This window comes from endosymbiont of Sipalinus gigas (assembly GCF_004296475.1).
Lineage (GTDB): Bacteria > Pseudomonadota > Gammaproteobacteria > Enterobacterales > Enterobacteriaceae > Nardonella.
On record NZ_AP018162.1, the window covers coordinates 185220 to 210227 of the forward strand.

Annotated in this window: 20 protein-coding genes and 7 tRNA genes; 8 read left to right on the forward strand and 19 right to left on the reverse strand. The window is 15.7% G+C overall.

Annotated elements, in window-relative coordinates:
- Positions 1 to 8: 8 nt before the first annotated feature.
- Both ileS and NARSGI1_RS01075 read left to right on the forward strand, forming a co-directional pair.
- Positions 9 to 2849 carry an isoleucine--tRNA ligase gene (ileS, locus tag NARSGI1_RS01070; protein WP_130616970.1) on the forward strand — a complete coding sequence of 947 codons (2841 nt, stop codon included), beginning with the start codon at positions 9 to 11 and terminating at the stop codon, positions 2847 to 2849.
- Positions 2824 to 3273, forward strand: a complete 450-nt coding sequence (locus tag NARSGI1_RS01075) for a signal peptidase II (protein ID WP_130616971.1) — start codon at positions 2824 to 2826, stop codon at positions 3271 to 3273. The genes ileS and NARSGI1_RS01075 overlap by 26 nt, the downstream gene beginning before the upstream one ends.
- Here NARSGI1_RS01075 and rsmA read toward each other — a convergent pair.
- The 4 genes from rsmA to NARSGI1_RS01095 all read right to left on the reverse strand — a co-directional run bounded on the left by rsmA (position 3262) and on the right by NARSGI1_RS01095 (position 8175).
- Complete coding sequence (gene rsmA, locus NARSGI1_RS01080; RefSeq protein WP_172596829.1) at positions 3262 to 4032, reverse strand: 16S rRNA (adenine(1518)-N(6)/adenine(1519)-N(6))-dimethyltransferase RsmA; 771 nt, start codon at positions 4030 to 4032, stop codon at positions 3262 to 3264. The genes NARSGI1_RS01075 and rsmA overlap by 12 nt on opposite strands.
- Positions 4033 to 4040: 8 nt before the next feature.
- Complete coding sequence (locus NARSGI1_RS01085; RefSeq protein ID WP_130616973.1) at positions 4041 to 5285, reverse strand: peptidylprolyl isomerase; 1245 nt, start codon at positions 5283 to 5285, stop codon at positions 4041 to 4043.
- Between the two features lie 82 nt (positions 5286 to 5367).
- Complete coding sequence (gene tkt, locus NARSGI1_RS01090; protein WP_130616974.1) at positions 5368 to 7389, reverse strand: transketolase; 2022 nt, start codon at positions 7387 to 7389, stop codon at positions 5368 to 5370.
- Positions 7390 to 7485: 96 nt separating this feature from the next.
- On the reverse strand, positions 7486 to 8175 hold the full coding sequence (locus NARSGI1_RS01095; RefSeq protein WP_130616975.1) for a hypothetical protein: 690 nt from the start codon (positions 8173 to 8175) through the stop codon (positions 7486 to 7488).
- 16 nt (positions 8176 to 8191) lie between these two features.
- Here NARSGI1_RS01095 and ligA point away from each other — a divergent pair, with 16 nt between their 5' ends.
- Positions 8192 to 9937 (forward strand): NAD-dependent DNA ligase LigA, encoded by a 1746-nt coding sequence (gene ligA, locus NARSGI1_RS01100; RefSeq protein ID WP_130616976.1) that lies wholly within the window; start codon positions 8192 to 8194, stop codon positions 9935 to 9937.
- Here the strand turns inward: ligA and NARSGI1_RS01105 are convergent.
- Together NARSGI1_RS01105 and NARSGI1_RS01110 are read right to left on the reverse strand one after the other, a co-directional pair.
- Positions 9938 to 10010 (reverse strand) — tRNA-Lys (locus NARSGI1_RS01105).
- Between the two features lie 8 nt (positions 10011 to 10018).
- Positions 10019 to 10091 (reverse strand) — tRNA-Val (locus NARSGI1_RS01110).
- Positions 10092 to 10141: 50 nt separating this feature from the next.
- Between NARSGI1_RS01110 and gltX the strand changes: the two genes are divergently transcribed.
- Entirely contained in the window at positions 10142 to 11554 is a 1413-nt protein-coding gene (gene gltX, locus NARSGI1_RS01115) for a glutamate--tRNA ligase (protein WP_130616977.1), read from the forward strand.
- On the opposite strand, the gene NARSGI1_RS01120 is transcribed toward gltX, so the two are convergent.
- The 8 genes from NARSGI1_RS01120 to dnaQ form a co-directional block, all read right to left on the reverse strand.
- Positions 11528 to 11601, reverse strand: a tRNA-Pro gene (locus NARSGI1_RS01120). The two genes, gltX and NARSGI1_RS01120, sit on opposite strands and share 27 nt — an antisense overlap.
- A 9-nt stretch (positions 11602 to 11610) precedes the next feature.
- Positions 11611 to 11683, reverse strand: a tRNA-His gene (locus NARSGI1_RS01125).
- Positions 11684 to 11700: 17 nt separating this feature from the next.
- A tRNA-Asn gene (locus tag NARSGI1_RS01130) sits at positions 11701 to 11772 on the reverse strand.
- Between the two features lie 7 nt (positions 11773 to 11779).
- The gene (locus tag NARSGI1_RS01135; RefSeq protein ID WP_172596830.1) at positions 11780 to 12415 is read right to left on the reverse strand and encodes a phosphatase PAP2 family protein; all 636 of its coding nucleotides are present in this window, start codon (positions 12413 to 12415) and stop codon (positions 11780 to 11782) included.
- Between the two features lie 8 nt (positions 12416 to 12423).
- On the reverse strand, positions 12424 to 14277 hold the full coding sequence (locus tag NARSGI1_RS01140) for a peptidyl-prolyl isomerase family protein (protein ID WP_130616979.1): 1854 nt from the start codon (positions 14275 to 14277) through the stop codon (positions 12424 to 12426).
- Positions 14278 to 14281: 4 nt separating this feature from the next.
- Positions 14282 to 16639, reverse strand: coding sequence for an endopeptidase La (lon, locus tag NARSGI1_RS01145; RefSeq protein WP_130617016.1), 2358 nt, complete (start codon positions 16637 to 16639; stop codon positions 14282 to 14284).
- A 144-nt stretch (positions 16640 to 16783) separates the two neighbouring features.
- Positions 16784 to 16857, reverse strand: a tRNA-Asp gene (locus NARSGI1_RS01150).
- Between the two features lie 24 nt (positions 16858 to 16881).
- Complete coding sequence (gene dnaQ / locus NARSGI1_RS01155; protein WP_130616980.1) at positions 16882 to 17574, reverse strand: DNA polymerase III subunit epsilon; 693 nt, start codon at positions 17572 to 17574, stop codon at positions 16882 to 16884.
- 26 nt (positions 17575 to 17600) lie between these two features.
- Here dnaQ and rnhA point away from each other — a divergent pair, with 26 nt between their 5' ends.
- Positions 17601 to 18098, forward strand: a complete 498-nt coding sequence (gene rnhA / locus NARSGI1_RS01160) for a ribonuclease HI (protein WP_130616981.1) — start codon at positions 17601 to 17603, stop codon at positions 18096 to 18098.
- Positions 18052 to 19788 carry an arginine--tRNA ligase gene (gene argS, locus NARSGI1_RS01165; protein ID WP_172596831.1) on the forward strand — a complete coding sequence of 579 codons (1737 nt, stop codon included), beginning with the start codon at positions 18052 to 18054 and terminating at the stop codon, positions 19786 to 19788. Before rnhA ends, argS begins: the two co-directional genes overlap by 47 nt.
- Here the strand turns inward: argS and murJ are convergent.
- Both murJ and NARSGI1_RS01175 read right to left on the reverse strand, forming a co-directional pair.
- On the reverse strand, positions 19785 to 21290 hold the full coding sequence (gene murJ / locus NARSGI1_RS01170; RefSeq protein WP_130616983.1) for a murein biosynthesis integral membrane protein MurJ: 1506 nt from the start codon (positions 21288 to 21290) through the stop codon (positions 19785 to 19787). The two genes, argS and murJ, sit on opposite strands and share 4 nt — an antisense overlap.
- A 114-nt stretch (positions 21291 to 21404) precedes the next feature.
- A tRNA-Thr gene (locus tag NARSGI1_RS01175) sits at positions 21405 to 21476 on the reverse strand.
- A gap of 66 nt (positions 21477 to 21542) precedes the next feature.
- On the opposite strand from NARSGI1_RS01175, the gene mnmA reads away from it, so the two are divergent.
- The gene (gene mnmA / locus NARSGI1_RS01180; RefSeq protein ID WP_130616984.1) at positions 21543 to 22640 is read left to right on the forward strand and encodes a tRNA 2-thiouridine(34) synthase MnmA; all 1098 of its coding nucleotides are present in this window, start codon (positions 21543 to 21545) and stop codon (positions 22638 to 22640) included.
- Positions 22641 to 22671: 31 nt separating this feature from the next.
- Here the strand turns inward: mnmA and NARSGI1_RS01185 are convergent, their stop codons facing one another.
- Genes NARSGI1_RS01185 through rpmF form a run of 3 tightly spaced genes read right to left on the reverse strand, consistent with a single transcriptional unit; the run spans position 22672 to position 24606 of the window.
- Positions 22672 to 23460: a TatD family hydrolase gene (locus tag NARSGI1_RS01185; protein ID WP_130616985.1), complete on the reverse strand. Its 789-nt coding sequence runs from the start codon at positions 23458 to 23460 to the stop codon at positions 22672 to 22674.
- Complete coding sequence (locus tag NARSGI1_RS01190) at positions 23457 to 24473, reverse strand: DNA polymerase III subunit delta' C-terminal domain-containing protein (protein WP_130616986.1); 1017 nt, start codon at positions 24471 to 24473, stop codon at positions 23457 to 23459. Before NARSGI1_RS01190 ends, NARSGI1_RS01185 begins: the two co-directional genes overlap by 4 nt.
- Entirely contained in the window at positions 24442 to 24606 is a 165-nt protein-coding gene (rpmF, locus tag NARSGI1_RS01195; RefSeq protein WP_130616987.1) for a 50S ribosomal protein L32, read from the reverse strand. Before rpmF ends, NARSGI1_RS01190 begins: the two co-directional genes overlap by 32 nt.
- Positions 24607 to 24692: 86 nt before the next feature.
- On the opposite strand from rpmF, the gene rplU reads away from it, so the two are divergent.
- Entirely contained in the window at positions 24693 to 25007 is a 315-nt protein-coding gene (gene rplU / locus NARSGI1_RS01200; protein WP_130616988.1) for a 50S ribosomal protein L21, read from the forward strand.
- Position 25008: the final 1 nt, after the last annotated feature.

Sequence of the window (25008 nt, forward strand, 5' to 3'; positions counted from 1 at the left end):
TATAATATATGAAATTAAAAATTTTAGTTGATAATACTAATTATAAATTAAATTTACCTAAAACAAAATTTCCAATGAAAGGAAATTTAAAAATAAGAGAGAAAGAAATACTAAATGAATGGAATAAAATAAATATATATAATTTTATTAAAAGAAATAGAAAAAATGAAAATATATTTATATTACATGATGGACCTCCATATGCAAATGGAAATGTTCATATAGGACATATATTAAATAAAATTTTAAAAGATATAATAATAAAATTTAAAAATTTAAGCGGTTTTAATTCTATATACATACCAGGTTGGGATTGTCATGGTTTACCTATTGAATTAAAAATTAATAAGGATTTAAATTATCATAAATATGATAATAAATTTATAGAAGAATGTAATAATTATGTATTAAAACAAATAGAAAATCAAAAAAAAGATTTTATAAATTTAGGAATAATTGCTAATTGGAATAAACCATATTTAACTATGGATAAAAATTTTGAATTATCTACATTAAAATGTTTAAAAAAAATTTTTAAGTTAGGTTATTTAAAAAATGATATTAAACCATTTTTTTGGTGTGTAAAATGTAAATCTACATTATCGCACTTTGAAATAAATTATATTAATGATGAATGTAGATCAATTTATTTATTATTTAATGTATCAAAAAATATACTTAATATATTTAAAATAAATAATACTTATAATATAAAAAATATATCATTTTTAGCATGGACTACTACATTTTGGACGATAATAGATAATACAGGGTTATCAATAAATCCAGATTTATACTATGATTTTATTAATATAAATAAGAATCTAAATTTAATAATATTATCAAAATTAACTGAAGAAGTTATGATTAAAATTAAAATAAAAAAATATTTTATTTTAAAAAAAATAAAAGGATATTTATTAAAAAATATTAGTATAAAACATCCAATATACAATAAAAAAATAAAATTAATTTTCGATAACAATATAGATATAAATTTAGGAACAGGTATAGTTCATATAGCAACAGGTCATGGTAAAAATGATTATGATTTAGGATTAAAAAATAAATTAAAAATTATAAATTCAGTGGATGAAAAAGGAAAATATAAAAATACTGATACATTATTAGATAATAAAAATATATTTGAATGTGAAAAATTAATAGTAAAATTATTAAAAAAAAATAATAGTTTTTTATATATTAAAAATATAAAACATAATTATCCTTTTTGTTCAAGACATAATTTTAAGATAATTTTTAGATTAACTAATCAATGGTTCATAGATTTAAATAAAAATAATTTAAAATTAAACATAATAAACAAATTAAATAATATAAATTGGATACCAGGATGGGGTAAAAATTATATGGAAAAAATGATAAAAAATAGAATAGATGATTGGTGTATATCTAGACAAAGAAAATGGGGTATACCAATATCTATATTTATAAATAAAAATAATAATTCACCTCATCCTAAAACACTTAGTATTTTTAATAAAATATTTAAATTAATAAAAAATAATGGATCTAAAATATGGTGGAATGTAGATTATAAATATTTTGATATTGATGATAAAATTTATAAAAAAACAGATGATGTATTAGATGTATGGTTTGATTCTGGAAGCTCTATATTTTTTATTAAAAAAATTATTTCTAAATTAAAATATAATAATATTGATTTATGTTTAGAAGGAAATGATCAATTTAGAGGATGGTTTATGTCATCAATACTAATATATTTTATAATAAATAATGATTTGCCTTTTAAAAATATATTATCTCATGGATTTGTATTGGATGATAAAAATATTAAAATATCTAAATCATTAGGAAATATAGGTAATTCTGAATCTTTATTAAAAGAAAATAGTAACGACATAATAAGATTATGGATATCAAATTTAAATTATAAAAAAAATATAACAATATATTATAATTCATTTAATATAATAAATGATTATTATAGAAAAATAAGAAATATATCAAGATTTATTTTATCAAGTTTATATGATTTTAATATTAAAAAAAATTTAATAAATTTTAAAAATTTATTATATATTGACAAATGGATATTAAGTTCTATAAATAACATACAAAATAAAATTATAAATTATTATAATAATTTTAACTTTCATTTAGTTGTAGACACTTTAATAAAATTTTTATCTAATGAAATTAGTTTATTTATAGATATAACTAAAGATAGACAATATACTAATAAATCTAATTCAATATCGAGAAGAAGTTTACAAACATCTATGTATCATATAATAGAATCTATAACAAGATTAATATTTCCTATATTACCTTTCACTTCATATGATATATACAGAAATATAAATAAAAATAAAAAAAAAAATAAATATATATTTATAGAAAAATGGTATGACTTAAGTAAATTTAGCATAAATAACGAAAATATATTTAATCATAATTTTTGGAATTCAGTTTTTTATATAAAAAGTAAAATAAATAAAATAATAGAACATTGTAAAAGTATATATATAATAAAAAATTCTTTAGAATCTCATATTTTTATATATACTGAAAATAAAAAATATACCTATATTTTAAAAGAATTAAAAAATGAATTAAACTTTATTTTTATTGTTTCTAAAGTATCAGTATTAAATAAAGATGAAATAAATAGTTATAATTATGATTATTCTTATAAAATAAATAATGTAAACTTAATAAATATATTTCTAAAAAAAATAGATGGTATTAAATGTAATAGATGTTGGAATTTATTTTATAAATATGAATTAAAAAATAATTTAATTTGTAATAGATGTATAAATAATATATTTTTAAATGGAGAAGAAAGAAAATTTGTATAAATATTTAATATTTTTTTTTATATTAATTACAGATTTATTAATTAAATTCTTTTTAAGAAGAAATAAGATAATAAAAAAGATAAATATATTAAATATTTTATATATATATTTATTAAATATAAATGATACTAAGAACAAAGTATCATTTAATTTTAATAGTTTTTTATATTATATTTTTATTATAAAAATATTATATTTATTATTTAAAATAATATCTAAATATACAAATAAGAAAAAATTATTAAATATTATATTTATAATTATGTTATCTGGATCAATAAGTAATATAATAGAAAAAATATTATATAAAGAAGTAATAGATTTTATAACTTTTAAGTTATATAAGTATTATTTACCAATAATGTTTAATACATCAGATATAATAATATTATTAAGTTATATAGTATTAATATTAAAAATTTAATAAATTAATAATATTTAAAATTTCATGTATCGATATATTTTCCGGTCTCATATTTAATATTTTATTATCTAATTTACTTATAATAGACAAACTAAAATATTTTAACAAATTATTTTTTACTTTTTTCCTTTTATTATTAAATAATATAAATGTAATTTTTTTTATTTTATCTAAATCTATATTATAATTTACATTTTTTAATGACATTCTTATTATTGAGGATAAAACTTTAGGTTCAGGTATAAAAGAATTAGGTTTTATATTATCTAATATTTTTTTAGTATTAAAAAATAAATTAACTATAACCGATAATCTACCATATTTTTTACTATTTATATTATAAAGTAATCTATCACATAATTCTTTTTGAACCATAAATAATACATCTTTTATATAATTTCTATATTTTACTATATTTATAATTATTGGCACAGAGAAACAATAAGGTAAATTTCCAAATATTACTAATTTATTTTTATTATTTTTTAAATATAAATTATAAAAATTAAAATATCTAGCATCTTCTATAATTATATCTATATTTTTTTTATATAAAAAATAATTAGGAATTATATTTTTATCTATTTCTATTAAATATATTTTTTTAAATATATTAATTATTTTTTTAGTAATTACACAACTACCCGGTCCTATTTCAACTATACTATTACTTTTTATATTTAAATTTAAATAATTAACAATATAATCTACTATATAATTATTATTTAATATATATTGATCATATTTTATTTTTTTCAAATTTATTTTTAATTTACAATTTCTATATAAAAGTTATTTTTATTATTATTTATCCATTCTGATATTACACTATTAAATTTTTTATTATATATATCGTTATATGATATTTTATATTTTAAATGATCAATATAATTTATACTTCTAGTTCTTATTAATTTTAATATATGCCAGTTATTATCTGATATGAAAGGCTTACTAACTTCATTAGGTTTTAATGATAATAATTTATTTCTAAATTCATCTGTATATAAATTTATATCTCTCCATGATAAATCTCTTATATAAATAATACCTCTATTATAATGTTTAAGTAAAATCTCATTAAATGAAGTATTATTTTTATTAATATCATTAAATATATTATGTATAATGTTTTTAGAATTTAATTCTCTCATATTTATAAATATATTCTTAATAATAACTTCTTTTACATTCTCATTTATTATATTGTTCTTAACAATACTGCTTATCTTAGATATAAACACATAATTATTTGTAAATACCGGACCTATTATATCATTAACATATGATTCATTACCAATATATCTTGATAAAAAATTAGGTAATTCTTCTTTGTTTTTATCTTTTATATAAAAGAATTCTATATTTTTTGGAAATTTAGTAAATTCATTAGTATCTAATAATGTTTTTATACTAACTTTATTATTTATAACTTTATCTACAGTAAATTTTATTAAAGAGTCTAATTTATGTTTATCACTTATTACTGGGATTTTAATAAATTCTAAACAATATTTATAGAACATTGAATTTATATAGCTAGAATCTATATTATCTATATTTTTACATATTTCGCTTTCATATACATCTATTTTACTTCTTATTTCTAAATTATATAATAAATCTACAGTTATTTTTTTTCTTATAAAATCTCTATAATAATTTATATCTATATTATTATTTTTTATAATATCTAAAAATTTATTTCTGGTTAAAAATTTACTTTTAGCTATATTATCTATATAATAATCAACTCTTAAATCATTTATTAATATACCTTTATCTATAGCTAATTGATAATTCATTTTTTCTACTATAATTTCATCTAATGAAATTATATTATCTAAAATATTATTACTATTATTTATATTATTTATTTTATTTATTAAATTTATTTCACTTTGTAATATTGCTTCATTATTAAAAATTGCAGAAACTTTATCTATTAAAACTTCAGAAGAAAAACATACATTAGTATTAATTAACAGATATAAAAAGATAAGTTTTATCATAATTATTTACTTTAAAAAATTAAAAATAAAATATATTATTTTAATATTATAAAGAAATAAATTAATATTACAATATAATAATTTATAGATATCTTTTTATTTTATTAACTAAATTATTAAAATCAAATTTAAAAAAATTAAGTAAATCTTTTTCTGATCCAGATTTACCAAATGAATTTATTCCTATAATTTCTCCATCATTTTCTATATATTTATACCAGAAATTAGTAGTACTTAATTCTATTACTATTTTTGTTGAATTCTTAGGTAACACATATTCTTTATATTTTGAATTTTGTAAATCAAATATATTTGTAGATGGGATTGATACAATTCTTATATTAAAATTTTTTTCTTTAAAATAATTAAATAATAATACAGATATATTTATTTCTGACCCTGTAGATATTATTACTAATTTTTTATTTTTATTACTTGTATTATCATTTAAAATATATCCGCCCTTTTTTATATTTAATATCTTACATTTATCTCTATACTGTTGTTTTAAATTTTGTCTTGATAAAATTATTACAGTAGGTCCATTTTTATTTTCTATAGCATATTTCCATGATATTAACGTTTCGATTTGATCACATGGTCTCCATAAAATTAAATTAGGTATTTCTCTTAAAGAATTTAATTGTTCTATTGGTTGATGAGTAGGACCATCTTCTCCTAAACATATTGAATCATGAGTATATACAAAAATATGATGAGCTTTCATTAAAGCAGACATTCTTATTGCATTTTTAGCATAATCAGAAAATACTAAAAAAGTACTAGTATAAGGAATAAATCCTCCATATATTGATATGCCATTTGCTATAGCTGTCATACCAAATTCTCTTACTCCATAGTGTATGTAATTACCATTTATAAAATCATCTTTAATATATAAAGATTTATCCCAATATGTTAAATTACTTGATGATAAATCAGCAGAACCACCTAATAATTCTGGTAATATAGGACCTATTTTATTTAAAACATTTAATGATGATTTTCTAGTTGAAATATTTATATCTATATTTAAATCTTTTAAAAATTTATCTAAAAATAATTTATTATTAAAATCCCAATTATCTGGGAGAGTTCTATTTATTCTTCTTATTAATTCTTTTGATAAAATAGGATATTTAGAAGAATATTTAATAAATTTTTTATTCCAATTTAATTCTTTATTTTTTCCTTTATCTATAAAATTCCATTTATCATATATATATTTAGGAATTTTAAATAATTCATATTCATCCCAATTTAATGATTTTCTTACATTAATTAACTCTTCATTGCCTAATGGAGATCCATGAGATATACTTTTTCCAGATTTATTTGGTGATCCGAATGCAATTATAGTATTACATATTATAATAGTTGGTCTATCTGTTATACTTTTTGCTTTTTCTATAGATTTTTTTATTTCTTCACAATTATGTCCATCTATATTATTTATAACATGCCATTTATATGATTTAAATCTTAATTCTGTATCATCATTAAACCAATTTTTTACTTCACCGTCTATTGATATACCATTTTTATCATAAAAAACTATAAGTTTTCCTAAATTTAAATTACCTGCTATAGAACATGATTCATGAGATATTCCTTCCATTAAACATCCATCACCTACAAATACATACGTATAATGATCAATTATATTAAAATTATCTTTATTAAATTTTGATGATAATAATTTTTCAGCTATTGCAAAACCAACAGCATTAGATATTCCTTGACCAAGAGGTCCTGTAGTTATTTCAACTCCCGGAGTGTGTCTGTACTCCGGGTGTCCTGGAGTTAAAGAATTAATTTTTCTAAAATTCTTTAAATCTTCTATAGAAACATTATACCCAGTTAAATGTAATATACTATATAAAAGAATTGAACTATGTCCATTAGATAGTATAAATCTATCTCTATTTATCCAATTTGGGTTGCTAGGATTATGATTAATATAATCTCTCCATAACACTTCTGCTATATCAGACATACCCATTGGAGCTCCTGGATGACCTGAATTTGCATTTTCAACTGAATCCATACTTAATATTCTTATAGCATTAGCTAAAACTTTTCTAGATACATTATCTATATTCATTATTATTATATAACATTATTTAGATTATTAAAAATAAAATACTTGAACTATTAAATTTAATTTAACATATTTTTATTTAATAAACAAATTAAAATTTTATATTAAACATTTAATTTTTTTTGAATCTGGGTTTATATATATATTATTATTTAATTTATTAATAAATATATAATCACCATTTTTAATAAAAAAAATTATATTATTAAGATATAATATAGGTATATTTTTTATTTTATTAATACTATTATTTTTATATTTATTTATAATTATTAAATTTACATTTTTAAAATTTAAATTATATAATATATTTATATTTATTAAATTTTTAAAAATTAATATTTTATTTTTTTCTAAAGAAGTTATATTATAAATTTTATTAAATGAATTTTTATATATATTTTTATTTAATCTATTTATAATATCAGTTATTATATCTTCATTTTTTAAAAAAAAATTATATTTATTTTTTAATATATCTATTTGTGATAAATATATAGAATAATATATTGAATAATAAGAATTAAATTTTTTCTTTTTTATAAAAAAAATAATATTTTTAATAAAATTTTTTTTACATAATATTTTTATTTGTATATTAAATATATTAAATTTATTTTTATTTTTTAAATATTTATTAATTTTTTTATTAATTATTTTTAATTCTTTTATTGTATTTTTTATTCCTAATAATGTTTTTTTTAATTCATTATCAATTTCAATTTTTTTTATATATTTATATTTTATAAAATTATTCAATTTTAATATAAAAACTGTACCATATATCATTTTTAATTTATAAATTATGAAAAATACTATATATAAAAAAATAAATTTACTAAAAAAAAAAATAAGAAAATTAGAATATAATTATTACATAAATAATAAATCTATAGTATCAGATTATAATTATGATTTATTAATTAATAAATTAATAAATTTAGAAAATAAATATCCTAAATTATGTACAAATAATTCTCCTACAAAAAAAATATATGATACTACTTTTTTTAATAAAAAAAAAATAAAAAACTATCATATAAAACCTATGCTTTCAATAAAAAATACATATTGTATAAAAGATATAATAAATTTTGATAAAAACATACATAGAAAATTAAATATAAATAATAATTTAAATATAACTTATTGCTGTGAAGTAAAAATAGATGGTATAGCTTTGAGTATAGTATATAAAAATGGTAAATTAATTAAAGCTACTACTAGAGGTAATGGTTTAATAGGAGAAGACGTTACAAAAAATATATCAGGTATAAATAATATTCCATTATTATTTAATAATATTAAACATATTCCAAATATTATAGAAATAAGAGGAGAAATATATATATCTAATATAGATTTTAATAAATTAAAATTAAAAAATAAAAAAATATGTAATTCTAGAAATCTAGTTTCTGGGTTTATTAGAAAACATAATATTGAAGAAGAAAATAAAAAATATTTAAATTTTATAAATTATGGTATTGGATATACAGATAATATAAATACAGATAGTCATTATTGCATACTAAAATATAATGAAAAATTAGGTTTAAAAATAGATATTAACAATAAATTATGTAACAGTATAAAAGATGTTATTAATTATATTAATTCTTTTAATATAATAAAGAAAAATATAGAATATCAAACAGATGGGATAGTTATAAAAGTAAATTCAATAAAACTACAAAATATTTTAGGGGTATCTTATAAATATCCTAATTGGCTTATATCATATAAATTTACTCCAGAAAAAAAAATAACAAAACTTATAGATATAATATATGAAATAAGTAAAAATGGTATTATAACTCCTATAGGAATTTTATTACCTATAATAATAGATGGATCTAAAATAAAAAAAATATCATTATTTAATATTAATTATATTAAAAAAATTGATATTATGATCGGCGATTATGTATATATTAAAAAATCAGGTAATGTAATACCTAATATAGAATCAGTTTTAATAGAAAAAAGAAAAAATAATTTAGAATTAAAAAAAGTAGAAATAATTAAAAATTGTCCTAGTTGTAAAAATAATATAGAATCAATAAATAATACATTTAAATGTATATCTGATGTATATGAATGTAAATCTAAACTTAAATCATATATTTTTCATTTTGTATCAAAAAATTCATTTTCTATATACGGATTAGGAAAAAGATTAATAGAATTATTTGTTAATGAAAATATAATAAATGATGAAATAGATATATTTAATTTACATAATAAAATAAATATAAATAATAAACTAAAAAAAAATATAATAGAATCAATAAATAAATCTAAAAATATAGTTTTTTATAAATTTATATATTCTTTAAATATAAAAAATATAGGAATTCAAACAGCTATTAATATATCAAAAAAATATAAATCTATATATGAATTAATTGAATTTGAAAATAATAAAGATTTTTTACTAAAAGTAGTTAATAAAAAAACAATTAATAATATATTAACTTTTTTTAAAAATAGTAAAAATATAGAAAAAATAAAAAAATTAATAAAAATAGGGATAAATATAATATATTAATGGGTTGTACAGGAATCGAACCTGTGACCAATTGATTAAAAGTCAACTGCTCTTCCTACTGAGCTAACAACCCTAATAAAATAGGTAATGACGGATTTGAACCGTCGACCTTCTCCTTGTAAAAGAGATGCTCTGCCTGCTGAGCTAATCACCTAATAGTATTTTAATTGTTTAATAAAATGAGTCAATATATTTTTGTTTAATATGAAAAAAATAATAACAAGATTTGCACCAAGCCCTACTGGTAAATTACATATTGGAAATATAAGAATAGCTTTATATTCATTATTATTTGCTAAAAAATTTAATGGTAAATTCTTATTAAGAATAGAAAATACTAATAAATTAAAATGTAATGATAAATATATTTTAGATATTATAAATATAATGAAATGGCTAAAATTAAATTGGGATAATAAAAAAATAATATTTCAATCTGAAAGATATAATAGATATAATTATATTTTAAATAAAATGCTTTATAATAATAAAGCATATTACTGTATATGTAATAAAGATAAACTTAATAATACAAAAAAAATACAAATAAGTAATAAAATAAAACCAAAATATGATTTATCTTGTAGAAATAAAAATATAAATATATTACATAATAAGTATGTAATAAGATTTAAAAATCCATTAAATGGAAATGTAATATTTAATGATTTAATTTTTGATAAAATTATATTTAATAATAATGAGTTAGATGATTTTATAATAAAAAAAACTAATGGAGAGTATACATATAATTTTTGCGTTGCTATAGATGATAACGATATGAAAATAACTCATATTATAAGAGGTAATGATCATATAAGTAATACACCAAAGCAAATAAATATATTAAAATCTATAAATTTAAAAATACCTAATTATATTCATATTCCATTAATTTTAGATAAAAATAAAAATAAATTATCTAAAAATAGTGATAATTATATAGATATATTTGAATATAAAAAAATTGGAATTATCCCAGAAGCTATACTTAATTATTTATTTAATTTAGATTTTAATAAAAAAAATATATTATTTATTGACGATATGATAAAAAATTTTTCATTAAAAAATATAAATAAATCATCTAATATTTTTGATGAAAAAAGATTATTTTGGATAAATAAAATATGTATTATTAATTTAAATGTAAGTATTATATTAAAATATATTAAAAAATATATAAAAGAATATAAATTAAATTTAAAATTAAATAATAAACTATTAATAAATATAATTAATGTATATAAATATAGATCAAATACATTAAATGAAATATTAGAAAATTCTAATTATATATATAACGAATTATTAATTAATAAAGAATATTTTTTTAATAAGTTAAATAATACTAAATTAGTAAGATTTATTTTTAATTTAAAAAAAAATATATTAAAAATTAAAGATTGGAATGAATATAATATAAAAAATACTATAAATAATAGTATAAATAAAGATTTTATATTAAAAGATATATATGAATTATTAAGAATATTATTAACTGGAAAAATAAATAATACTCCAGAAATAAGTAATATAATATATATTTTAGGTAAAAAAAAATTCTCTTTAAGAATAAATAAAATTAAATCGGTAAGAGAGGATTTGAACCTCTGACCTACTAGTCCCAAACCAGTTGCTCTACCAAACTGCGCTACTTACCGATAAAATAGGGTGATTAATGGGATTCGAACCCATAACATCTGAAACCACAATCCAGAACTCTGCCATTTGAGCTATAATCACCATAATATTTTATTATTCTCCTCCGACTGGATTTGAACCAGTGACATACGGATTAACAGTCCGTCGTTCTACCACTGAACTACAGAGGAATATATTTCATTTTAATAAAAAATATGTGTAGAAATTTATTAATATAAAACTTATTAAAATTCCAAATAAAACATCTATTAAATAATGTAATCCTAAAAAAATTCTAGTATATAAATTTATAGTATATAATATAAAATAAATTATAAATATATATTTATTAATAATTTTATTATTATATATTTTATAAATTAAAAATATATACATAGAAAATAAAATTGAATGTCCTGATGGAAATGAATAATAAATATTATGTTCTATATTTAGAATATCAAAAGATATATTTTTAATTTTACCTAAATATATATCTATATATTTATTATTACTTTTTTTATTTATATTTTCTCTTATATATAAAAAATAAGGTCTATTTATTTTAATTAAATTTTTAATTATATGTTTTATAAAATTAGATATAATAAGCAAAAAATTAATAACAAATATATCTTTATTATTAATATTATATAATAAAATATTAAATAAAATAGTTTTTATAAAAATAAAATATTTATTATTAAATAATTTTATTATATTTAAAAATAATAATATATAAAAATTATTTATATAATATATAGGTTTCCATTTCCAATTTAATAATTTTAATATTATTATTGGGATCAATAATAAAATAAATATATAAAACAAAATAAATTTTAAAAATTCAAACAATTATCATTTACTGTAATATCTGATTTTTTTATTAAATTACTTACTAATAGATCAATTACAACATTATTTAATATAGATTTAAATATATTTTCATATATAATTTTATGTTTATTTTCTTTATTAATATATTTGTTTTTAATTTTATCTAAAGATATTAATATTAAATTTTCTTTATCTAAAAATTTTGTTTTATAATTTGATTTATTATTTACCATACTCATAGAAAATATTATATCACTTATATAATTAAATTTTTTAGAAAAAAAATTTATTGTTTCTGGTTTACTAAAACAAAAATTATATTTTTCTTTTGCTTTATTTTCATCTCCTTTATTACATAAATTTAATATTTCATTTTCTAATTTATTTATATTATTAAACATAATATTATTATATATATCTTTTCTTGATTCATTAATACCCATTATTTTAGGAGGTATATTTAATATTTCATCTATTAATATTAAAGAATTTGAATTTAATAAAAATATATTATTTTTTTTATTTTTTAATAATTTTTTACAAAAATCAAAAAATGAAAATCTATTTATTATTTCTGAATTTATTGTTCTAGGTATATTCTTTTTATTAAACCATAAACTTTCTTCTATTTTTAAAAAATTATATTTATTTAAAATATATTTTATTAAATCTTCATTATATTTATTATCATAAATTTTATTATATATATAATTAAATAGTTTATTAACTTCAATTAATTTATAATCATTTAATATTATATTTTTATTTTTTTCACTAAAATCATTAAAAGATATTATTTTTTTATTACATATATCAATTAATTGTAATAATACGTAATAATTTTTATGTTTAAATATATTAGAAATTTCTCCTATATTATTCAAATTAAAATTTTTAAAGAAATTATTATCTGAATCTATCCATTTAGTAAACTCAATTTTATTAAATTTCAATTCTTTTGATATATTATCTTCTGATATTAATATATTTTTATTTTTTTTTAATAAATTTGATGCTAATTTACAATCATTTATACTATTAAAATTTAATATTACATATTTTTTATTTTTTTCTAAATTGCTATATTTTTTTTTTATTTTATTAAACCAAATATAAAAATTTTCATTTATATTTATATTATCAAATATATTTTTTTTATTAATAAATATATATTTAATCTTAAATAAATCTAAACTATAAGGTTTGTTTTCATTATAATATTTTAATATTTCATCTTCAGATATATTTTTATTATTCAATATTTTTTTTACATTTATATTAGCTAATCTAATTTCTCTATCTTGGCTTAATATTGGTAATAAATTTATATCTTCATTTGGTAAATAAAATTCTATATCTTTAAAATGTTTATTAATTTCAGAAAATGAAATTTTATTTATTGATATATTATTGTAATGTTTTGGTATATTTTTTATTTCATTATTATCTATATCAGTTTGTAAAGGAATTCTATTATATAATTTATATAATATAATTTTTAATTTGTCTATTTCATTTTTATTTAAATTGTTTTTATTATTTATTATTGATAAATAATATTTTGATAATAATGTTTCTTTAATTATTTTAAATATTATATTTTTTTTTGTATTATTTAAATTATCAAATATAACATCAGAAATATTAAAACCGTATTCATAACTTTGCTTTCTTATCTCATTATCAAATTCAAATTTAGTTTGATCTGCACTTATTTTTTCATTATTTATCTTTATTATAAAATCTTTTTGTTTAATCATTAAGTAATTCAACATACAACTACATATTAAAGATATACATATAAAATATAATAATGATTTTAATACAAAATTACTAAAATTTTTAATATTAATCATTTTATTAACTAAAATTTTTTAAAGGATTATTTATAAATGATAATAATATAACTTCATTTATATTATTAACTAAATGTATATTTAAATTATATAATATATCTTTTTCTAATTCTTCTAAATCATAATTATTATTTTTAGGTATAATTATATTATTTATACCATTTCTTTTAGCTGCTAATATTTTTTCTTTTAAACCTCCTATTGGTAAAATATTTCCATATAATGTTATTTCTCCAGTCATTGCTATATTAGATTTTACCGGGATATTTAATAATGAAGAAATTAATGCAATACATATTGTTATACCAGCACTTGGTCCATCTTTATGAATTGATGTTTCAGGCATATGTACATGTATATCTATATCTTCATAATTATTTTTTATATCTAATATATCAGAAATATGCTTTATAAAAGTTAATGAAGTTTTAATAGATTCTTTTATAATATCTCCTAATGACCCAGTATATATTAGTCTACCTTTTCCTTTATTTATTAAAATTTCAACTGGCATTATATCTCCTCCTGATTCAGTCCATGCTAATCCATTAACTATGCCTATTTGATTTTCTTTATTATAATATTTTTCATAATCAAATTTTTTTGGACCAAGAAATTTATTTATATTATCAATATTAATTTCTATTGATTTTATATTATTATCATTTTCAATTAAAGTTACCACTTTTCTACAAATTTTAGAAATTTGTTTTTCTAAATTTCTTACACCTGATTCTTGTGTATAATATCTTATTATATTAATAATAGAATCATTATTTATTTTTATTTCACTTTTTTTTAAAAAATTTTGATTTATTTGTTTTGTAAATAAGTAATTTTTTGCTATATTTAATTTTTCATCTTCTGTATAACTTGATATATTTATTATCTCCATTCTATCAAGTAATGGGATAGGTATATTTGATATTGAATTAGATGTAGTAATAAACATAACTTCAGATAAATCATAATCTAATTCTATATAATGATCATTAAATGAGTAATTTTGATCAGGATCTAATACTTCTAATAATGCTGAAGAAGGATCCCCTCTTAAATCAGAAGACATTTTATCTATTTCATCTAATAGAAATAACGGATTTTTAACCCCAACTTTAGAAATTCTTTGTATTATTTTTCCTGGCATTGAGCCTATATATGTTCTTCTATGACCTCTTATTTCAGATTCATCTTTTAATCCACCAAGAGATATTTTTATATATTTTCTTCCAGTAGCTTTAGCTATTGATTTACCTAATGAAGTTTTACCAACCCCAGGAGGGCCTACAAAGCATAATATAGGCCCTTTAATTTTATTATTCTTAGATCTTATTTGCACAGATAAATATTCTAATATTCTCTCTTTTACTTTTTTTAATCCATAATGATCATTATCTAAAATTGTTTTAGCATAATTTATATCAGATTTTAATTTTGTTTTTTTTTTCCAAGGTATTATTAATAACCAATCTATATAGTTTCTAACTACTGTAGATTCAGCAGACATCATTGGCATATTTTTTAATTTATTTAATTCATTTTTTATTTTTAATTTTATTTCCTTAGAAGATTTTAAATCATTTATTTTTTTTTCAAAAATTTCATATTCGTCTATATTATCTTTATTCCCTAATTCTTTCTGTATCGCTTTTATTTGTTCATTTAAATAATATTCCTTTTGACTTTTTTCCATTTGTTTTTTTATTCTATTCCTTATTTTTTTTTCTATAATAAGAATATCTAATTCTTTTTCTATTATTTTTATTAGAAAATTTATTCTATTTAATATATTTGATTCTTCTAATATATATTGTTTATCATTTATTTTTATTGGAAGATTAGATGATATAATATCTACGAGTTTTGATATATTATTAAATTCTATATTGTATATAGAATTTAATATATCTATAGATATTTTTTTATCTAATTTTATATAATCTTCAAATTTATTTATTAAAATTTTACAATATGCTTCTTTTTCATTATTAGTTAAGTTACATATTTCTTTTATATATTCTAATTCTGATATAAAAAAATTACCATTATCATATATATTTTTTATTTTAATTCTATTTAATCCTTCTATTAAAATTTTTATTGTGCCATTATGTAATCTAACAAATTGTAAAACTATAGATAATGTACCTACATTAAATAAATCGTCTATATTTGGAAAATCTTTATTTGATTCTTTTTGAGTAACTAAAATTATTTTTTTATCTTTTCTCATTACCTCTTCTAAACATTTTATTGATTTATCTCTTCCTATAAATAAAGGTAATATTATAAAAGGATATACAATAATATCTCTTAAAGGTAATATTGGAATTAATAATTTATTATTTAATTTATTATTTATCATATTTTTATTTTAATAATTAATTTAATAATATAATTATTTTATTAGTTAAAATATATAATTTTTTTAAAAATGTTTAATTAAATTTATAAATTAATTTAAGGAAATGTATTGTAATATTATATTTTTTTTTAAATTAAATAACGGTGCGGACGGGATTTGAACCCGTGACCCTCGGCGTGACAGACCGATGTTCTAACCATCTGAACTACCGCACCAATAGATAATATTATATATTAAGTTTAATTATTAATATATTTTTTTTTTATAAAATTAAAAAAAATATTATTACTTAATATTTCTTTTTTATTTGCATAAATTATTTTAATATTTTTTTTATTTAATATATTATATTCTATATTATTTTTATTATTAATATCAAAATCTATTTTTATTTGGTTACTAGTTAATTTTAAAAAAACTTCAGCTAAAATATTTGCATCTAATAATGCACTATGAAATTTTCTATCTTTATTATTTACAGATAATCTAAAACATAAATCATTTAAATTATTTTTTTTACAAGGAAATACCTTTCTTGCTATATTTAAACTATCTATTATAGTACATATTTTATCTATTTTTATTTCTTTTTTTAAATTAAGCATATTTATTTCATTATTTATAAAACCTACATCAAATCTTGCATTATGTATTATTAAATCTGAGCCTTTTATAAATTTTATAAATTCAACTATTTTATCTTTAAATAAAGGTTTATCTTTTAAAAAATCTTCTTTTATATTATGTATTTTATATGCTTCTTTATCTATTAATCTTCTAGGATTAAGATATGTATGAAATTTTTTACCTGTTATTTTTCTATCTAATATTTCTACAGCTGCTATTTCTATTATTTTATGACCTAAATAATGAGCTCCAAATTTATTTATTCCTGTTGTTTCTGTATCCAACGCTATTTGTCTTTTTTTCATAACATTTATATTTTAAAATATTTAATATGAAAATGATAGATACATTCATTGATGGATCATGTATTAAAAACCCAGGACCTGGAGGATATGGTATTTTAATTAAATATAATAATTATACAAAAGAAATAAGTAATGGATATTATTTAACAACTAATAATAGAATGGAATTAATGGGGGCTTTAATTTTATTAAAAAATATTAACAAAAAATATATTTTAAAAATAAATACAGATAGTATGTATTTAAAATTAGGAATAACTAAATGGATTTATAATTGGAAAAATAATAATTGGAAATTATATAATAAAAAAGAAATTAAAAATTTAGATTTATGGAAATTATTATATTTTAATATATGTAAATTTAAAATTATAAATTGGAATTGGATAAAAAGTCATTCAGGTGTAAAAGAAAATGAAAGATGTGATTTTTTAGCTAAACTTTCATCATACAACCCAAAACTAAAAGATTATGGATATGAAAAACAAAATTATGATAAATATAAAAGAATCAATTATAAATGATATATATAATATATTTAATTTATATAAAATAAATATCATAAAAAAAAAAATAATATTAAGAGAAAGTAAATTATTTGGTGATTATAAAATAGATGGGATATTTAATATATTAAAAAATATAAGTAATAAAGATATTTTATTAAATAAAATAATAGAAAAAATTAAAAAAAATAAATTTATTGAAAAAGTAATACTAATAAATAATTTTATAAATATATATTTAAGCAATGAATATATAGAAAATAATATATTAAATATGTTATGTAATAAATTTAATATAAATAAAAAAATTAATACAAATACTATAGTTATAGATTATTCATCACCAAATATGGCAAAAGAACTTCATATAGGTCATATAAGATCAACTTTTATAGGCGATTCTATATCTAATATATTAAAATTTATTGGTAATAAAGTAATAAAAGTAAGTCATATAGGAGATTGGGGGATAAATTTTGGTATGATAATATATGAGTTTATGATAAATGGTTTTAATGAATATTCAGATATATCAATATATGATATAGAAAAATTATATATTAAATCTAGAATTAAATATTTAAATGATAAAAATTTTAATAAAAATTCTAATATTATTTTTAAAAAATTACAAGATAAAAATACTTATATAACAAATATATGGAATAAAATAATAAAAATATCAATAATGAATATTTTAAGAATATATAAAATTATGAATATATCATTAAAATTAAACAATATAATAGGAGAAAGTTATTATCAAAAATTTATACCAGAAATAATAGATGATTTGACTAATAAAAATATTTTAAAAGAATATAATGGTTCTAAAATAATATTTTTAAAAAAATTTAAAAATAAAGAAAATAAAATTATGGGGATAATTTTACAAAAAAAAGACGGAACATATTTATATTCATCAACCGAAATTGCATCTATAAAATATAGATTAAATATATTAAAAGCTAATAAAATTATTTATTATGTAGATAGTAGACAATCAGATCATATAAAATTTTCATATGAAATATCAAAAATTGCTGGATATATACCAAAAAATTCATATATAGAGCATCATATATTTGGTATGATATTAAATAAAGATAATAAACCATTTAAAACAAGAGATGGTGATTTATTAAAATTAATAGATATAATAAAAGAAGTAAAATATAAAATAAAAAAAGATCTTAAATATAAGATAAAATGTAAAAGAAAAATAAATAATATAGTAAATAATTTAAGTATAGGATCAATAAAATATTTTGAATTATCTAAAAATAGATTTAATAATTATATATTTAAAATAGATAATATAATATCTATTAATAAAAATACATTTTTTTATATACAATATACATATATTAGAATATGTTCGTTAATAAATAAATATAAAATTAAAAATAAAAAAAATATATCAGATTTAAAAGTAGAATTTAAAATATATAATAAATATGAAAGAGATCTTGCTATTAATATAATAAATTTTGAGGAAAAAATAATACTTTCTGGTAATAATGGATTACCAAATATATTATGTGATTATATTTATATGATATCAACAAAATTTTCTATTTTTTATGAAAAATGTAAAATTTTAGAAACAAATACTATTAATAGTAAATTAAATTTAATAATATTGACTTCTAAAATAATAAAAATATCATTAAATTTATTAGGTATAAAAACATTAAATAAAATTTAAAATTTTTTTAATAAAAAGAATGATACTAAATAAGATAATTTACCTATTAATATTAAAGATACTAATTTTATTAATCTAATAAATAAATTGTTATAATCAAAAATTTTTATATATTTTTTACCTATTTTTAAAGATATTATCATTACTAATGATGATATAAATATTTTGTATAAAATATTTAACCAATCAATTTTATCTTTAAATAATTTATTTTTTATTAACATATAATATAATATTATAGAATTAATTAATGATGTTAATGTTATAGATAAAGATAATCCTATATGTTTAAATTTAAATATTAATAAAAAGTTTATAAATTGTGTTAAAAATAAAGTTAATACAGAAGATTTTAATACAGTTTTATTATCTTGATATGAACTAAATGCAACATTTAATAATTTTAATATAACTATTGATGTTAATCCCAATGAATAATATATTAATGATTCTTTTGTCATTAAAGTGTCAAATTTAGAAAATTTTCCATATTGGAATAATGATACTATTATTTCTTCAGATAATATTATTATTATAATAGATGCTGGTATAGATAATAATAAACTTAATCTTATACCCCAATTTAATATATCAGAATATTTATCTATATTATTTATATTATTTGACAATATAGGAAATATTATTGTGCTTAAAGAAACTCCTAAAACACCAGATGAAAATTCTATTATCTTATCTGAATAGTATAGCCAAGATATTGATCCAGGATTTAAAAACGATACTAATATAGTATTTAATATATTAGATATTTGACTAACTAAAACATTAATAGTTATAGGTATAATTTTATATATAATATTAAATATATTTTTATCTATACTGAAATTTGGTATTAAATTTATATTAAATAAAAATTTTAAAGAAAACAAATGAATAATTAGTTGTAATATATTACCTACTATTATAGATATTGGTAATAATATTATATTTGTACTATTATACAAATTAATTATTAATATTAAAAAGATCCCAGTAACTAAATTAGATATAGATGGTGATATAGATGAAACAGTAAAATTATTAAATATATTTAATACAGATCCGGAAAAAGATATAAATGAAATTATAAATATATAAGGTAATAATATTTTAAATAAATTTACAGTTAATAAAAATTCATTATAATTATTACTTACTCCAGGAGCTATAATTTTAATCATATTAGATGAAAATAATAAACATAAAGACATTATTATAAATAATAATATTATTAAAAATCCAGAAATCTTTTTTATAAATATTTTTGTATCTTTAATACTATTATTATTTTTGTAATCTACTAATATTGGTATTAAAACTTGAAAAAATATACCATCAGCTAATATTCTTTTAAATAAATTTATTAATCTAAATGATATAAAAAATGAATCTGTATTTAAACCAGCTCCAAATATTTTTGCTATAACTATATCTTTAATAAATCCAATAACTTTTGAAATTAAAGTTATATTACTTACTAATACTAAATTTTTGATTAAATTCATATTTTTATATATTTTATTAGTGAGAGAGGGATTTGAACCCTCGAGTATAAAAATATATTTTTATACACATATTTTTACAAATATGTTCTTTAAGCCGCTCAGACATCTCACTTTAGTCGATAATAGGAATTAAACCTATAACTGTACATTACGAATGTATTGTTTTAATCATTAAACTATATCGACATTTTAATATTCATAATATAATATTATTTTAATTATATATAATTTTTATTAATAAATATACAAGTTATGATTAAAAAAAAAGTAATAGTAGCAATGTCAGGTGGGGTAGATTCATCAGTATCTGCATATATATTAAAAAAAATCGGATATTGTGTAGAAGGAATTTTTATGAATAATTGGGAAATAGATAATAATGAAAATAGTTGTAATTCATTAAAAGATTTTTTAGATACTAAATTAGTTACAGATATATTAGATATAAAATTACATACTATTAACTTTTCAAAAGATTATTTTAATAATGTATTCAAATATTTTTTAAATGTATATTTAAAAGGAAATACTCCAAATCCTGACATTTTATGTAATAAAATAATAAAATTTAATATATTAAAAGATTTTATTAATAAAAATATAAAATGTGATTATATATCTACTGGTCATTATGCAAGAAATATATTTTGTAAAAAAAAAAATAAAAATTTCTTATTAAGAGGATTAGATAAAAATAAAGATCAAAGTTATTTTTTATATAAATTAAATTCTAATGAAATAAATAAATATATTTTTCCATTAGGAAATTTTAAAAAAAATGAAGTTAGAAAAATAGCAGAAAAAATAAAAATAAGTAATTATAATAAAAAAAGCTCAACTGGTATATGTTTTATAGGAAATAAGTGTTTTAATAACTTTTTAAGTAAATTTATAAGTAAATCAAAAGGTATTATATTATCTGAAGATAATAAATTTATAGGATATCATAATGGTATATCGTTTTATACTATAGGCCAGAGAAAAGGTTTGAATATAGGAGGTATAAAAGGATACAAAGAAAGTCCATGGTATATAATAGATAAAAATATAAAAAAAAATATATTGGTAGTATCACAAAATAAAAATCATAAAAATTTAATATCTTATGGATTAATAGCTAATAATATAAATTGGATAAATAAAATCCCTAATAATATTAATAGATTTAAAGCATTAGTAAAAATAAGATATAATCATAATAATGATATAAATTCTTTAGTAAAAATATTTAATAATTTTGTATATGTAATTTTTGATAAACCTAATGGTGTAGTTGTACCAGGACAATCAGTTGTATTTTATATAGGAAATAATTGTATAGGAGGAGGAATAATTTATTCTAGAATTTAAATATTATTTAATAATTTATATTTAATTTTTATTATTTATAATTTAAAAAATTTATAAAATTATTATATATATTTTCAGATAAATATATTACATCTAAATTTAAACATTTACTAATATAATTAATTATTTCATTAATATTTGATGGTATATTACATTTTCCTCTATATGGATGAGGGGATAAATAAGGAGAATCTGTTTCTATTAATAATTTATTAATTGGTATATATTTTATTATATTTTTTAAATTAGAATTTTTAAAAGTTAATATACCAGATAAAGATATATATAAATTTTCATCTAAAAATTTTTTTAGAATATATAATTCATCATTAAATGAATGTATTACCCCATTTATTTTTTCATTTTTTATTATATCTATAATATATTCACTTGAATTTCTTGTATGTATTATAATAGGTTTATTTACATTTTTACTAATTTCTATATGTTTTGTAAAAGAATTTATTTGTATATTTTTTTTTACTTTATTATATTCTTTTAAAAAATCTAATCCTGTTTCTCCTATAGCTATAACATCTTTATTTAAAGATATTTCTGATAGCTCTTTAATATCTTTATTTAAATTTGTATTATTTATATGCAAAGGATGTATACCACATGAATATAATATATTCTTTATTTTTTTAAATTTTAAATAAGATTCTTTAAAATCAGATATTGTTATACTAACATTTAATAAAATATTTACATTATTTTTTAATGAATCATTTATAAAATCATCTATATTATTATATATACTATAATTTGTTAATATATCATTTATATGACAATGAGAATCTATTAAATTTATATTTTTCATTTATTTAATAAAATTTTTTCTAAAAATATAATTATATTATATTTTATTATAGACTTATTTATATATTTATTTTTTTTTATGTTATTTATATGATAAGTTATATTATCTATTATTTTAAATATATTATCTACAGATAAAATTTTTTCTAATTTATTTATTAATATAATTTGATCTATATTTTTTATATATTCAATTTTAGTTTTTATAATTAGTAAATCTTTAAATAAATAAATTAACCAATATAATATATCATATATTTTTATATTATTTTTATTTATATTAATTAATAAATTACTAAAATTATTATTTATTAAAGAAACATAAAAAAAATTAAAAAAAAAAGTTCTTTTATTATAATTATTTATTAAAAAATTAATTATATTAATATAAGATTTTTCATATATATTAATAGCAATATTAATTATTTTTATATCTATATTTTTGAATTCATTTTTTATAAATCTAATTAATAATTTATTTTTAATATATGTTTTTATATAAAAACATCTGCTTATTATAGTATTTGGAATATTATTTATATTTTTACAACATATTATTATAAAAATATTATTATTATAATTTTCTAATATATTTAATATTAGATTAATAGAAATATCATTTAATAAATTTAAATTAGGTATATAAAATATTGTATTATTTTTAGAATTATTGTATCTATATATTTTTTTAATAAAAATTTTAACTACTTCTATATTTATAGTTTTATCTATAATAAAATTATTTATATTAATAAAGTTAATATTTAAATTTATATTTGATTGTATACATTCATTACATTTACCACATGTATTATAATTAATTTTATTTATACATAATATCCATTTAAATATCTTATTTAATAAGATATTTTTATATATAAAATTATTTAAATCTATTAATAATGGGATTCTTTTTTTTTTATATATTGATATTATTTCATTAAATTTTTTATCTATATATAAAAAATCATTCATATTTAAATTAAAATATTTTTTTACCTTTATAAAATCCATTTTTACTAACAAAATGTCTAATATGTAATTCTCCAGAATAAAAATCAATTGATAATTTAGGAATTATTATTTTATCATGAGATCTTCTCATGTTTCTTTTTGATCTAGTTTTTCTATTTTGTTGTACTGCCATATTCTTTTTTATTTTATATAAAATATATTAAAATTATAATTATAACATTATATAATATAATATTATTTAATAAAAAGGTAAAATAAATGTATGTAATTTTTCAATTTAATAATAAACAATATATATCTAAAGATAATCAAATATTAAAAGTAGATAAAATTAATTTAAATATAAATAGTGAAATTGAAATTAATAATTTAATATTATTAAATTATAATAATAAATTATTTATAGGTAATCCTTTCATAAAGAATATAAAAATAATTGTTAAAATTATTAATCATATAAGAACAAAAAAAATAAAAATTCTAAAATTTAAAAGAAGAAAAAATTATTTAAAAATAAATAATCATAGACAATGGTTTACTAATATAAAAATAAAAAATATTATTGAGGTATAAT